Origin of the sequence: Plantibacter sp. VKM Ac-2885, from assembly GCF_015351205.1 — a bacterium.
In the GTDB taxonomy this organism is placed as follows: domain Bacteria; phylum Actinomycetota; class Actinomycetes; order Actinomycetales; family Microbacteriaceae; genus Plantibacter; species Plantibacter auratus.
This window is the reverse complement of record NZ_JADKSK010000002.1, coordinates 123,267-136,672: the sequence shown is the minus strand read 5'-3', so window position 1 is coordinate 136,672 and position 13,406 is coordinate 123,267. Positions and strand designations below refer to the sequence as shown.

Below are 13,406 nucleotides of genomic sequence, written 5' to 3'. Positions count from 1 at the left end.
GCTCAGCGGTCGAGCGTGACCACGTCGCTCAGGCCCGCGGTCGCGTCGGCGGCCAGGACCCCGTCACGCGCGAAGTCGGCCCACATCTGCCGCAGGAAGCGGCCACGACGGTCGACCTCGGCCCACGTGGCCGAGCCGATGAGCGCCGTCCGGCTCCACGACCGTTCGGTGCCGAGGAGCAGGGGCAGGTCCGTCACGTGCGACGCCCCGTAGGGGCTGCCGGGCGGCGCCCAGCTGAGCTCGTACCGCGTGGCCCGACCGCCCGACGCCCGATGCCGCTCGACGAACTTCCGGGCGTCGCGCGTGTAGGTCACGTGCGTGGTCGCGCCGACGAGCGCCCGCCGGATGGGGTCACCGACGAGCGGCATCGAGGTCATACGGGCGAAGGCCGGGATGAGCGGCACGTACAGCCGGGTCTCCTCCGTCGTCGAGCCGATCAGGACATCGATGCGCGAGGCGGCCTCACGCCAGGCGGCGTCGCGGTCGGCCTCCGCCGGGAGCGGCGCGTGACCGTACTGGGTGCCGAACGCCATGCCACCACGCAGTCCGAACCGTCGCGCCGCCCGCTCCACCTGCTCTTCGAGCGCGAGCAACTCGACCACCGGGGTGTCCCGCGTCGGGCTGCCGGCCGCCCGCATCATCGCACTCGCCATCTTCGCCCGACCACTGCTGATGCCGAGCGGCGCGCTCTGGACGATGGCGCGCTGGAAGAGCCCCGCGGTGCCGTCGCTGATCATGAGGTGCGCGATCGCATCGCCGCCCGCCGACTGCCCGAAGAGCGTGACCGACCCCGGGTCGCCGCCGAACGCAACGATGTGCTCGTGGACCCACCGGAGCGCGAGGACGAGGTCCAGCAGGCCGAGGTTCGCCGGCAGCGTCTCACCGTCACCGAGGAAGCCGAGGATCCCGAGCCGGTACGTGACCGACACCACGATGACCCGCTGCTCGACGACCAGGCTGATCGGATCGTAGACATCGAGGTCACCGGCGCCCGTGACGTAGGCGCCGCCATGGATCCACACCATCACCGGCAACGACTCGTCCGGGCGCAGGTCGGCAGGGACCGTGATCGAGAGCGCCTGGCAGTCCTCGGAGTCGACCATGCCCTCGCCAGCGCCCTCGAGGACGGCCTCGAGCACCCGGGAGGAACGCTGCGGCGAGGCCGGCGCCCGTTCGAAGGCCCGGAACGGCACCGGATCGCCGTCGGCGCCGACGGGAAGACCGGTCGGCACCGGCACCTCGAAGCGCCCCGCGCGGGCGTACGGGATGCCGCGAGCCCGAACCACCGCGCCGTCGACCCGACCCAGGATCGTGCCGAGGGAGGTCTCGAAGCCGCGTGCGTCGCTCATCAGTCCACGCTATCCGTCACCGTCGCCGAGTTGCCCGGAATCGCGCGTCTTCACGGCGAAATCGGACACTTCCGGGCAACTCAGCGCCGTCGTCTACGGGATGCGGATGTAGACCGGGTCGCCCCAGATCGACAGCCGGTGCTGGACGTAGCGTCCCCAGTCGGGAGAGTCGTACATGCCGCCCGCGCCGTCGTAGATCGCGATGTGACCTTCCGGCCAGTAGAGCAGGTCGCCGGCGACGGCCTCCGACGCCGAGATCTGCACGCCCGACGCTGCCTGCGCACCGGCGCCGCGAGGCAGGGACACACCGAACGCCGCGAAGACGTACTGCACGTAGCCGTCGCAGGCGAAGCTGTCGGACGGGTCGTTGCCGTTGCCGTAGGGGACGACGCCGACGAACTGCGCAGCGTAGGCGAGGATCGCCTCGCCGGATCGGGCGACGGCGGGAGCCGCGTACGTGCGTCCGGCCGAAGCCGACGCGGACGACGAGGAGGCGGCGGATGCACTCGCGGCCGCCTCGGCTGCGGCAGCTGCAGCGGCGGCCGAGGCGGCGTCGACCTCCTCCTGGCTGGTCGCGCCGTAGCCGTCGCGCACGAAGGGCACATCGGCTGCGGTCGACGGCACGGAGTACGACACCGACTGCATCGTCGCCGCAGACGGGATCGCTCCACCGGTCGCCGCATCGACGTCGACGCCGGCAGCGGCCGCCGGCAGTGACACCGATACGAAGAGCCCGGTGGCGAGCGTCATCACGCCGAACGTGGCGAACGGCTTGGCGCGCTTCGCGAAGGAGCTCTTGGCGCGCGGGGCCGAGGGCCGCTTGGTGGGCACGAGGTCGACGTGGCGTCGCTCCTCCTCGGCGGAGGCGGTCCAGCTGGCGTCTTCGAGTCGAGCCGCGCGACGGGCGGCTCGCGGGCTGAGGGCCACGTGGCGGCCGCCGGTCCGGGCGGGGGTCACGGCCGGAGTGTTCGGGTCGCGGCGCTCGAGGGCGCGCGCAGGGGTGGTGCTGGTCATGTGCGGGGTACCGTCCTGGGTCTCGGTCGCGTCGGGGGCGCGCTCGGTTCATGCTCGGTGGGTGCAGCATCGCCTCGGCAGAGCCGCCCCTCGATGACCGCGGTCGACCGGTTGCCCGATCCGAGGGAGGCGAAACGGCCACCCTACGTGGACGTCCCTGAGAGGATCCTCCGCTTGGCGCGGCCTGTGGAGGACCGATGAAGCCCGAATCGCCGATTTGCTAACATCGTGCTAGCACTCCATTCCCACGAGAGGTGACGACATGCCCACGGTGACCGTCCGGAATCTCGATGAGGACACGAAACGCGGTCTGCAACAGCTCGGCGCCTTGCACGGACGATCGATGGAGGCGGAGATCCGGGCGATCCTCGCCGCGGCCGTCAGGACGACGACGGCTGAGGATCTCCGCGCCGCCTCGGCCGCCGACAGCGACCGACCGGGGCTGGCGGAGCGTATACATCAGCGCTTCGTCGACCTCCACCTCGACGGTGAACTCGTCATCGAACTGCCCGACCGCGCCACGACCACCCGACCGAATCCGTTCGACGATGCCGCGAGCGCCGACGCGGACGACCCGGCCCCGAGGTGATCATCCTCGATACGAACGTCGTCTCCGAACTGTTCAAGCCACGGCCCGACCCCACGGTTGCCCGGTGGCTCGACCGGCAGGACGAGGCCGACCTCCACCTCACCGCGATGACCGCTGCCGAGCTCCTCGAAGGAGCCCTGCGCCTCCCTGCAGGCGCTCGCCGATCGGCGCTCGTCGGGGCCGTGGCGACCGTGCTCGACGCCGACTTCGCAGGACGCGTCCTCCCCTTCTCTGCGGAAGCCGCGCTCGACTACGCGGAGCTCATGACGACGCGACGCCGCTCCGGCAACCCCATCGGACCTCAGGATGCGATCATCGCGGCCATCGCGAGATCCTCCGACGCCGCTCTCGCGACGAGGAACACGCGCGACTTCGCCGGCGTCGGCCTCCACCTCATCGACCCGTGGGTCCCCGACCACCTGGCATGACGCAGGGCGACATCCGCCTCAGGACGGGTCGACACCGACCGTCGACTGCCGGACGACGAGTTCCGGCTGGAAGACGATCTGCTCGGGCACGCGTCGATCGCCCGCGTCCGCCTCACGGAGCAGGAGCTCGACGGCGGTGTGGCCGATGAGCGCGCTCGGCTGACGGATCGACGACAGCGGGACGACGGCCGCCGACGCGAAGTCGATGTCGTCGTACCCGATCAGCGCGATGTCGTCCGGCACGCGCACCGAACCGAGCATGCTGAACGCCTGCAGGACCCCCATCGCGAGGAGGTCGTTGGCCGCGAACACCCCGTCGGGCCACTCGTCACGAGGACGGTTCCGGATGGCCTCACCCGCGGAACGCCCCTGCAGCACCGTCAGCGCGGTGGTCTCCACGACCTCGAGAGTGACGTCGGCACCACCGGCCGCGGCTGCGTCGACCGCCTGACGCGCACCGGCGACCCGGTCGACGACCTGCCGGAGCGATGACGGACCACCCACGACCGCGATGCGACGCCGGCCGAGTCCGATGAGGTGCTCGACTGCGAGTCGCCCGCCCGCGACGTCGTCGACGGCGACCGACGAGAAGCTCGTGTCATCGGTCTGCCGGTCGACGAGGACCGTCGGCGTCCCGCGGTCGCGCAGTCGACTGAGCCGGGTGAGATCGTCGCCGAGCGGGGTGATCAGGACGCCGGCGACCCGCTGCTCCTCGAAGAGGTCGAGGTAGGCGCGCTCGCGGTCGACGCTCTCGTCGCTGTTGCCGAGCAGGACCGACCACCCCTCCGCATCGGCTCGATCCTCGGCGCCGCGGGCGACGTCGGTGAAGAACGGGTTGCCGACGTCGAGTACGACGAGGCCGACACTGCGGCTGCGACCGGCCCGGAGCTGGCGGGCCGCGTCGTTCCGCACGAAGCCGAGCTCGTCGATCGCCGCGTGAACGCGGTCGACCGTGACGGGCGAGACCTTCTCGGGGCGGTTCAGCACGTTGGAGACGGTCCCGACCGAGACGCCGGCTCTCGCCGCGACGTCCTTCACGCTCGCGCTCACGGCTCCCCTTCGCCTGTCTGGCCCGCCGGGTGACGCCGGACGGGCTGGCTCATTGTTGCACGCAGGGCCTCCTCGCGCCCGCGCAGTCGGCTGCCCCGGTCGTCTGCGTCCCCAACTCAGGAGTTCCCGGGCGCGGCGCCCCCGCCCGCCCCCGACACACCGGGCGACTCCTGAGAACGGCGCGACGATCAGGCGGGATCGACCGGCAGGGCCGAAGCGGCGGGCAGGGTGACCACGACCTCGAGACCGTGGCCGGGACGGTTGTGCAGCACGATCGCCCCACCCGCGTTGCGCGCGATGGCGGCGACGATCGCGAGCCCGAGCCCGGAACCGTGCCCGGAGGACCGCGTCGCGTCCGACCGACTGAACCGCTCGAGCGCCCGCGGTTCGAAGGCCGGGTCGAGCCCTCCGGCGTTGTCCGACACTCGCAGCGTGAGCTGACCGCCGTCGTCGTCGAGCATGACCGACACGCGGCGCGGAGCACCCCCGCGCTCGGTGAACGCCTGCAGCGCGTTCCCCGCGAGGTTGTCGACGACCCGACCGACATCGTCGGCGCGCACGGCGTACACCGCCGCGCCGTCCCCCGGCCCGCTCTCGGCGATCGCGCTCACGTACTCGACCTCGATCCCGGCCAACGCGTCGTCCGAGGCGACCCGGAACCGCGCGCGCTCGACCGCCTCGAGCACGTCGGCCTCCAACCTGGCCGCGCTCGTCCGCTCCTCCGGCGTCGCCGCCTCGATGCGGGACAGCTCGAGCAGTGAGGTGACGAGCGCCGACAACCGCGTCGCACTGCGCTCGGCCCCCTCGATGTCGGCGAGCAGCTGCTCGCGCGACGAGTCCTCGAGGCGCGCGAGTTCGAGCTGGGTGCGGAGGATCGCGAGCGGCGTGCGGAGCTCGTGACTCGCGTCGGACACGAGCTGTCGTTCGCGGTCCGCCGAGGCCCGCAGCCGCTCGATCAGGTCGTTGAGGGTGATCGCGAGCTGCGCGATCTCGTCGTCCGCACGGCCGACCGGCAGCACCTCGTCCGTCGACCGTTCGCTGAGGCTCTGCGCACTCACCCGGAGCCTGGTGACGGGTCGGAGCGACACCGTCGTCAGGATCCATCCGCCGGCCGCCACACCGAGGACGAGGAGCGCGAAGGACCCGACGAGGAGGAGCCGCATCTGGACGAGGACGGTCGTCTCCTCGGCCTCGTCGCGCCCGGCGATGACGTACCAGGTGTCGCCACCGACGGTCACGGGCTGTGACAACAGGATGTAGGAGGCGGGTCCGGCGTCGACCGTGGTGACCTCCCGCGTCGCGGCGAGCGCCGGGAGCTGCGCGGCGAGCGTCGTCGGCAGGCTGAAGACCGGGATGGAGCCGTCGGGGGCGATGACCGCGATGCGGGTGCCGAGGCCGGGTCCCTGGAGCGGGTCATCGGGTCTCGCCTGCAGCGCGAACACGTATTGTGCGCCGTCACTGCGGAGCGCCTGGACGGTGCCGTCGCGGACGATGCGCTCCAGCTGGGCGTTGATCGCGAGCCCGGCGAAGAGCGATACGACGACGGCGATGAGCAGACTGCCGCCGGCGATCCGCGTGCGGATGCCGTGGTGCAGCGTCGACCGGCGACGGTCCGACGACACGCCCTCAGCTCCCTGCGGCGACGAGCGAGAAGCCCACGCCGCGGCTCGTCACGATGCGGACGCCCGCCTCCGCCAGGTCGAGTTTGCGACGGAGGCGGCTGATGTACTGGTCGACGACGTTCGGGTCGATGTTGTCGAAGGTCTCCCAGACCTCCCGCAGCATGGCCGCCCGGGAGACGACGACGCCCGGCTCGGTCGCGAGCACCCGGAGGACGTCGAACTCGGTCCCGCTCAGCGGCACGTCGTGGTCACCGACGCGCGCGCGGTGCCGGTGCAGGTCGAGCGTCAGCCCACCGACGTCCAGGCGTGGCTGCACGGTGAGCGCGTCCCGCCGCCGGACCGCGCGGATCCGGGCGGCGAGCTCGGCGAAGGCGAACGGCTTGATCATGTAGTCGTCGGCTCCGGCGTCGAGCCCGCGGACCCGGTCGTCCACGGCGTCGCGCGCCGTGAGCAGGATCACCGCGAGTGTCGGGTCGAGGCCTTTGAGCTCGCGGCAGACGGCGAATCCGGAGAGCCCTGGAAGCATGACGTCGACGACCGCGACCTGGAAGCCCGCGTCGCCGCCGGACGCCGGCACGATCGCCTGCCGCGCGAGGTCCAGCGCGGTCGGGCCGTCGAACGCGGTCGTCACGTCGTGGCCGTCCGACCCGAGACCGCGGGAGAGGAGCCCAGCCATCTCGCGTTCGTCATCGACGACGAGGATCCGCACGGTCGTCCTCCTTCGCCATCGAGCATCCACAGCCTAGGCGAGCCGACCGGGGCGCCGTTTCTGAAGGTCCTGTCAGGAACGAACGCTTCGCCTTGCCGCCCGCGATCCGGCGGCCATACAGTGCAGGTGCTCCCGACCCTGAATCGATTCACATCCTGTCGAGAGCGAGCCCCTCACCGTGGAGGAACGGACCCTCAATGACGATCGACCATCCAGCGCAGCCGACGCGCACCGAGCCCGCCGGGCGCAGCGCCCAGCCGGCGCTCTCCCTCATCGGAGCCGCGAAGACCTTCGGCCCCGTCGTCGCCCTGGCCGACGGCACCATCCAGATCGAGGCCGGCGAGATCCACGCGCTCGTCGGTGAGAACGGCGCCGGGAAGTCCACGCTCGTGAAGATCCTCGCCGGGCTCTACACCCCCGATGCCGGCGACTTCACCCTCGCCGGGAAGCCCGTCGCCTTCCGCGGGGTCGCCGACAGCAAGGCCGCAGGCATCTCCGTGATCTACCAGGAGCCGACCCTGTTCCCCGACCTCACCGTCGCCGAGAACATCTTCATCGGCCGCCAGCCGAAGAACAGCCTCGGACTCATCAGCACGGGCGCCATGCGGAAGGCCGCCCGCGCCCTGTTCGACCGCCTCGGCGTGCAGATCGACCCCGACCGCGTCGCCGAGGGCCTGTCGATCGCCGACCAGCAGATCATCGAGATCGCGAAGGCCATCTCGCTCGACGCCAAGGTCCTCATCATGGACGAACCGACCGCCGCGCTCTCCGGCGTCGAGGTCGACCGCCTCTTCCAGGTCGCCCGCTCCCTGCGCGACGCGGGCGCCGGCATCATGTTCATCTCCCACCGCTTCGAGGAGGTCTTCGCGCTGTGCGACCGCATCACGGTCATGCGCGACGGCCGCTACATCGCCACGCACGCCACGAGCGAGACGACGGTCGACGCGATCGTCCGGCAGATGGTCGGTCGCGACATCGCCGCCCTCTTCCCCAAGCAGGACGCGGAGATCGGCGACGCGGTCCTCACCGTCGACGGGCTGTCGCGCGCCGGCGTCTTCTCCGACATCTCGTTCACGGTGCGCTCGGGTGAGATCGTCGCCCTCGCGGGACTCGTCGGCGCCGGGCGCACCGAGGTCGCCCGCGCCGTCTTCGGCATCGACCCCTACGACACCGGACGCGTCACGCTCGACGGCAAGCCGGTCAAGGCCGGCGACCCGCAGGCCGCGATCGACGCCGGCATGGGCTTCGTCCCGGAGGACCGCCGCAAGCAGGGTCTCGTGATGGACCTGTCTGTCGCCCGCAACGCGACCCTCACCCTCCGCCACCGGCTCGCGCGGTTCGGGATCATCTCCGGCCGCCGCGAACGCGAGGCGGCCGAGGAGTGGTCGGCCCGCCTCCAGGTGAAGACCGGCTCTCAGGAGTACGCGGTCTCCACCCTCTCCGGCGGCAACCAGCAGAAGGTCGTCCTCGCGAAGTGGCTCGCCACCGAGCCGACCTTCCTCATCGTCGACGAGCCCACCCGCGGCATCGACGTCGGCACGAAGAGCGAGGTCCACCGCCTCATCTCCGAGCTCGCCGGCCGCGGCATCGCGATCCTCATGATCTCCTCCGAACTGCCCGAGGTCCTCGGCATGGCCGACCGCGTCCTCGTCATGCACGAGGGCCGGATCACCGCCGAGCTCACCCGCGAAGAAGCGACCCCGGAGACCGTGATGCACGCGGCCACCGGTTCCCTGGAAGGCGCACGATGACCGACACCACCACCAAGCCGGGAGGCGGCGGCCCCGTCACCGTCGCAACCGAGCGCACGACGAACCCGATCGCATCGATCGTGCGACTCCGGGAGCTCCCGGTCACCGTCGCCCTCGTCGTCCTCGTGCTCGTGACCTACCTCGCGAACCCGCTGTTCCTGTCGGCGCAGGGGGTGAAGGACCTCCTCCTCAACGCGACGATCATGATCATCCTCGCCGTCGGTCAGGCGCTCGTCATCATCACCCGCAACGTCGACCTGTCCGTCGGCTCGATCCTGGGGCTCGTCGCCTTCGCGACCGGCACGATGTTCGCGACGATGCCGCAGCTGCCGATCATCGCGGTGTTCGCCATCGCGATGCTGCTCGGTGCGGTGCTCGGTGCGATCAACGGTGCGCTCGTCACGATCGCGAAGGTCCCGGCCCTCGTCATCACCCTGGGCACGCTCTACATCTACCGAGGCCTGAACAACGCGTGGGCCGGTGGCACGCAGTACTTCGCTGACGACCGACCCGACGCGTTCGGGAACCTGTCCGTCGACACCGTCCTCGGCTTCCCGGTCATCACCCTCATCGCGATCCTCGTCGTGGTCGTCGTCGCCGTCTACATGGCCGGCGCCCGTTCCGGCCGCGACCTCTACGCGATCGGGTCGGACCCCGACGCCGCGAAGCTGTTCGGCATCCCGGTCGGCCGCCGCGTCTTCCTCGCCTTCCTGGCGAACGGGCTGCTCGCCGGACTCGCCGGCGTGCTCTACGCCTCGCGCTTCAACTCGGTCGGCGCGACCACCGGGTCGGGCATGGAGCTCGACGTCGTCGCGGCGGCCGTGGTCGGCGGTGTCGCGATCTTCGGCGGCAGCGGCTCGGTCGCCGGTGCCGCGATCGGCGCGATCCTCCTCACCACCATCACGAGCGCCCTCACCGCCCTGCGCGTCGACAAGTTCTGGCAGCAGGCGATCGTGGGCATCCTCATCCTGGCCGCGATCATCATCGACCGCGTCGCCAGCCTCCGTACGGCCAAGAAACTGCGAATGAGCGAGGCACGCGATGTCTGATCTGAAGACCCCGGCAGCCCCGAAGGCTCCGTTCACCAAGGGCTCCGGCCCGCTCGGCACCGACACCACCGGCGTGCTCGTGGCCGAACCGAAGGGCCGCACCGGCGCCTCGCGCATCCTCCTCGGTCGCGACGCGATCATGATCTACGCGCTGCTCGTCGTCGTCATCGGCGCCTGTCTGCTCATCCCGCGGTTCGCCTCCCCCGTCACGGTCGGCTTCCTCCTCCTCGACGTCATCCCGATCCTCCTCATCGCGATGCCGATGACGCTCGTCATCATCACCGGCGAGATCGACCTGTCCGTCGCGAGCACCGCGGGCCTCACGAGCGCCGTCATCGGCGTGCTGTGGGCCGGCGGCGGGATGGACATCGGGGTCGTCCTCCTCATCGGGCTACTCGTCGGAGTCGTCGCCGGCGCGTTCAACGGCTTCCTCATCGCGGTGGTCGGACTCCCGTCGCTCGCGGTGACGATCGGCACGCTCGCGCTGTTCCGCGGCCTCGCGCTCGTCGTCATCGGCGACAACGCGGTCGCGAACTTCCCGCCCGAGCTCACCGCGTTCTTCACGTCGAAGATCGGCTCGACCGGCATCCCCGTGGTCATGGTCGGGGTCCTCGTCGTCGTGCTCGCCTTCGGCGTCGTCCTGCACCTGACCCCCTTCGGTCGCGGGCTCTACGCGCTCGGGTACAGCACGGAGGCCGCGAGCTTCGTCGGCATCAAGGTCGCCCGCTCGAAGTTCTGGCTCTACGTCGCGACCGGCGGCGTCTCCGCCCTCGCGGGGGTGTTCTGGACGCTCCGCTACTCGAGCGCCCGCAGCGACAACGCCTCCGGGCTCGAACTCGCCGTCATCGCGGCCGTACTCCTCGGCGGCGTCTCGATCTTCGGCGGCAAGGGGTCCATCCCGGGCGTCGTCGCTGGTGTGCTGCTCATCGGCACCATCAACTACGCGCTCCGGCTCGGCCGCGTCTCCGACGTCGTCCTCATCATCGTGACCGGGACCCTGCTGATCGCCTCGGTGGTCGGCCCCAGTATCTTCGAATCCGTCAAACAGTGGAACCACCACCGACGGATCCGACGCAGCCTGCCCCAGCACTGATCTCCCGATCGGCGCAGCCCTCGGGGCACCCCACGCCACAGCACCAGGCGTATCCAGAAAGGAACAGACAATGCAGTCGATTCGAAACCGCGCAGCAGGCCGTTCGGCCCGTCGCGCAGCGGCCCTCATCGCCGCAGCAGCCTCCCTCGCACTCATCGCGACGGGGTGCGCCACCGGCGACTCCGCGGGATCGGGTGGTGGCGGCGGTGCCGCGGAGAGCATCACCTTCATCCCCAAGCAGCTCAACAACCCGTACACGGACGTCGTGCTCGGCGGCGGCAAGGACGGCGCGAAGGCTGCCGGCTTCAGCGCCACCGAGGTCGTCGGCCCGCTCGAGGCGAGCGCGTCCAGCCAGGTGTCGTTCATCAACGCCGAGACCCAGGCCGGCACGAACGTCATCGTCATCGCGGCGAACGACCCCGACGCCGTCTGCCCCGCCCTCAAGGAGGCCCGTGACGGCGGCGCGAAGATCGTCGCGTTCGACTCCGACACCAGCAAGGACTGCCGCGACGTCTTCATCTCCCAGGTCGTCGCCAAGGACGTCGCCCTGATCCAGACGAAGCTCATCTCGGAGCAGATCGGTGGCTCGGGCGAGATCGCGATCCTCTCGGCCACGGCCAACGCGACGAACCAGAACGAGTGGATCAAGTACATGGAGGAGGAGCTCGCCTCCAACCCGGACTACAAGGACATCAAGCTCGTCGCGAAGGTCTACGGCGACGACGACGACACGAAGTCGTTCCAGGAGGCCCAGGGGCTGCTCCAGGCGCACCCGAACCTCAAGGGCATCATCTCGCCCACGACGGTCGGCATCGCCGCGACCGCCCGCTACCTCTCCACCTCGGAGTACAAGGGCAAGGTCGCGCTGACCGGCCTCGGCCTCCCGAACGAGATGCGTCCGTTCGTGAAGGACGGCACCGTCACCGCGTTCGCGCTGTGGGACCCGGCTCAGCTCGGCTACGTCGCAGCGTTCGCCGGCAAGGCACTCGCCGAGGGCACGATCACCGGCAAGGAGGGCGACACCTTCGAGGCCGGCGACCTCGGTGAGCGCGAGGTCGGCGCCGACGGCACCGTCATCGTCGGCCCGCCGACCACCTTCGACGCGTCGAACATCGACAAGTACGACTTCTAGGAGTCACCCGGTCACACCCGACTGCCCTGTCTCAGGAACTCCTCGGCATGCCGCGACCACACCCGGTCGACGCGCCGACGGACTCCTGAGTCAGGGCAGTTTGTCGTCGGCGTCGGGATCGTCGCGCTTCATCTCCAGCTCGAGCTTGCGGATGCGCTCGGCGTCCTCGGCGGCCTGGATCTCGCGCTCGAGGGCGGCGAGCTGCTCCTCCGTGCTGCTGACGGCGCGGTCGGGCTGCGACGGCGAGGGCGTCGCGGTCGTCGAGGGACCGCGACCCGGGCCCCACGAGCCGGACGTCCGCGACTGCTTCCGGCCACGACGTTCGGGGAGCTTGATCCGGCTCGTCGACCAGTCCTTGCCGAGCAGGAACCACAGGGCGACGCCGATGAGCGGGATGAAGACGATGAGCAGCACCCACACGATCTTGGGCAGGTTGCGCACGACGGGCTCGGGCTGACCCACCACGTCGATGAGCGCGATGATCGTGAGGACGATGAGCAGCAACGACAACACGAACATGTCGTCAATCCTAGGCAGACCACCGGTGGGTTCGGCCAGGATGGTCGGATGAAGACCATCCCCCTGCCCCAGACCGACCTGACCGCGTCCAGCATCGTCCTCGGCCTCATGCGGATCGAGGCCCTCGACGACGAGGCCATCCGCACCCTGTTCCACACCGCACGCGACGCCGGCGTCACCGTGTTCGACCACGCCGACATCTACGGCTCGGAGCGTCACGGCTGCGAGCGTCGCTTCGGCGACGCCGTCACCCTCACCGCCGCCGAGCGCGAGCAGGTGCTCATCCAGTCGAAGGTCGGCATCCGCAAGGGCTTCTTCGACTTCTCGGAGGAGCACATCCTCCGCACCGTCGACGAGTCGCTCGCCGCCCTCAAGACGGACTACCTCGACCTCCTGCTCCTGCACCGCCCCGACAGCCTCGTCGAGCCGGAAGAGGTCGCGTCGGCGTTCGACACCCTGCAGGCCGCGGGCAAGGTCCGGAACTTCGGTGTCTCCAACCACACGCCGGCGCAGGTCGAGCTGCTGAAGGGCTCCGTCGAGCAGCCGCTCATCGTCAACCAGGTGCAGCTGAGCATCACCCACGCCCCGATCATCGCGTCGGGCGTCGCCGCGAACATGGCCGGCCTCGACCAGTCGATCGACCGCGACAACGGGATGCTCGACTACAGCCGCCTGACCGGCATGACCCTGCAGGCGTGGTCGCCGTTCCAGGCCGGCTTCTTCACGGGCGTCTTCATCGGCGACCGCGAGCACTACGCGGAACTGAACGACGTGCTCGACGAGCTCGCAGCCGCACACGGCGTGACGCCGTCCGGCATCGCGACCGCGTGGATCACCCGGCACCCCGCGAACATCCAGGTCGTGCTCGGCACCACCAAGCCGTCGCGCGTCCAGGAAGCGGCCGCAGGTTCCGACGTGACGCTGTCACGCGAGGAGTGGTACCGCCTCTTCACCGCCGCGGGCCACACCCTCCCGTAGCGGTCGCCTCCGGACCGTTCTCAGGACTTCCGCGGCGTGTCGGGTGGAGATCGCCCCACCACACCGAAGGAGTCCTGAGAACGGGACGAAGGTCGCGCCGGTACGCTCGGAGAGGAAGCGGAG

Annotated in this window: 13 protein-coding genes; 7 read left to right on the top strand and 6 right to left on the bottom strand. The window is 70.5% G+C overall.

What is annotated here, in order from left to right:
- Positions 1-2 precede the first annotated feature (2 nt).
- Entirely contained in the window at positions 3-1,349 is a 1,347-nt protein-coding gene (locus ITJ66_RS13200) for a carboxylesterase family protein (RefSeq protein WP_194644913.1), read from the bottom strand.
- A gap of 93 nt (positions 1,350-1,442) precedes the next feature.
- Entirely contained in the window at positions 1,443-2,363 is a 921-nt protein-coding gene (locus ITJ66_RS13195) for a C40 family peptidase (protein WP_137244178.1), read from the bottom strand.
- A 262-nt stretch (positions 2,364-2,625) separates the two neighbouring features.
- On the opposite strand from ITJ66_RS13195, the gene ITJ66_RS13190 reads away from it, so the two are divergent.
- On the top strand, positions 2,626-2,952 hold the full coding sequence (locus ITJ66_RS13190; RefSeq protein ID WP_191942003.1) for a plasmid stabilization protein: 327 nt from the start codon (positions 2,626-2,628) through the stop codon (positions 2,950-2,952).
- Entirely contained in the window at positions 2,949-3,380 is a 432-nt protein-coding gene (locus ITJ66_RS13185; RefSeq protein WP_194644912.1) for a type II toxin-antitoxin system VapC family toxin, read from the top strand. Before ITJ66_RS13190 ends, ITJ66_RS13185 begins: the two co-directional genes overlap by 4 nt.
- Before the next feature lie 18 nt (positions 3,381-3,398).
- Here ITJ66_RS13185 and ITJ66_RS13180 read toward each other — a convergent pair whose 3' ends face one another.
- From ITJ66_RS13180 to ITJ66_RS20195, 3 genes are all read right to left on the bottom strand, one after another.
- Complete coding sequence (locus ITJ66_RS13180) at positions 3,399-4,430, bottom strand: LacI family DNA-binding transcriptional regulator (RefSeq protein WP_194644911.1); 1,032 nt, start codon at positions 4,428-4,430, stop codon at positions 3,399-3,401.
- Between the two features lie 188 nt (positions 4,431-4,618).
- Complete coding sequence (locus ITJ66_RS13175) at positions 4,619-6,052, bottom strand: HAMP domain-containing sensor histidine kinase (protein ID WP_194644910.1); 1,434 nt, start codon at positions 6,050-6,052, stop codon at positions 4,619-4,621.
- A gap of 4 nt (positions 6,053-6,056) precedes the next feature.
- The gene (locus ITJ66_RS20195) at positions 6,057-6,761 is read right to left on the bottom strand and encodes a response regulator transcription factor (protein ID WP_194644909.1); all 705 of its coding nucleotides are present in this window, start codon (positions 6,759-6,761) and stop codon (positions 6,057-6,059) included.
- Between the two features lie 197 nt (positions 6,762-6,958).
- Between ITJ66_RS20195 and ITJ66_RS13165 the strand changes: the two genes are divergently transcribed.
- The 4 genes from ITJ66_RS13165 to rhaS all read left to right on the top strand — a co-directional run bounded on the left by ITJ66_RS13165 (position 6,959) and on the right by rhaS (position 11,786).
- Entirely contained in the window at positions 6,959-8,512 is a 1,554-nt protein-coding gene (locus tag ITJ66_RS13165; protein ID WP_194644908.1) for a sugar ABC transporter ATP-binding protein, read from the top strand.
- Complete coding sequence (locus ITJ66_RS13160; protein ID WP_079706409.1) at positions 8,509-9,561, top strand: ABC transporter permease; 1,053 nt, start codon at positions 8,509-8,511, stop codon at positions 9,559-9,561. The genes ITJ66_RS13165 and ITJ66_RS13160 overlap by 4 nt, the downstream gene beginning before the upstream one ends.
- Entirely contained in the window at positions 9,554-10,654 is a 1,101-nt protein-coding gene (locus ITJ66_RS13155) for an ABC transporter permease (protein ID WP_079706408.1), read from the top strand. The genes ITJ66_RS13160 and ITJ66_RS13155 overlap by 8 nt, the downstream gene beginning before the upstream one ends.
- 70 nt (positions 10,655-10,724) lie before the next feature.
- The gene (gene rhaS / locus ITJ66_RS13150) at positions 10,725-11,786 is read left to right on the top strand and encodes a rhamnose ABC transporter substrate-binding protein (RefSeq protein WP_085514253.1); all 1,062 of its coding nucleotides are present in this window, start codon (positions 10,725-10,727) and stop codon (positions 11,784-11,786) included.
- A gap of 90 nt (positions 11,787-11,876) precedes the next feature.
- Here rhaS and ITJ66_RS13145 read toward each other — a convergent pair whose 3' ends face one another.
- A complete protein-coding gene (locus ITJ66_RS13145) occupies positions 11,877-12,305 on the bottom strand; it encodes a PLD nuclease N-terminal domain-containing protein (protein ID WP_194602781.1) in 429 nt (142 codons plus the stop codon).
- Between the two features lie 48 nt (positions 12,306-12,353).
- On the opposite strand from ITJ66_RS13145, the gene ITJ66_RS13140 reads away from it, so the two are divergent.
- Positions 12,354-13,283 (top strand): aldo/keto reductase family oxidoreductase, encoded by a 930-nt coding sequence (locus tag ITJ66_RS13140; protein ID WP_079706405.1) that lies wholly within the window; start codon positions 12,354-12,356, stop codon positions 13,281-13,283.
- Positions 13,284-13,406 lie beyond the last annotated feature (123 nt).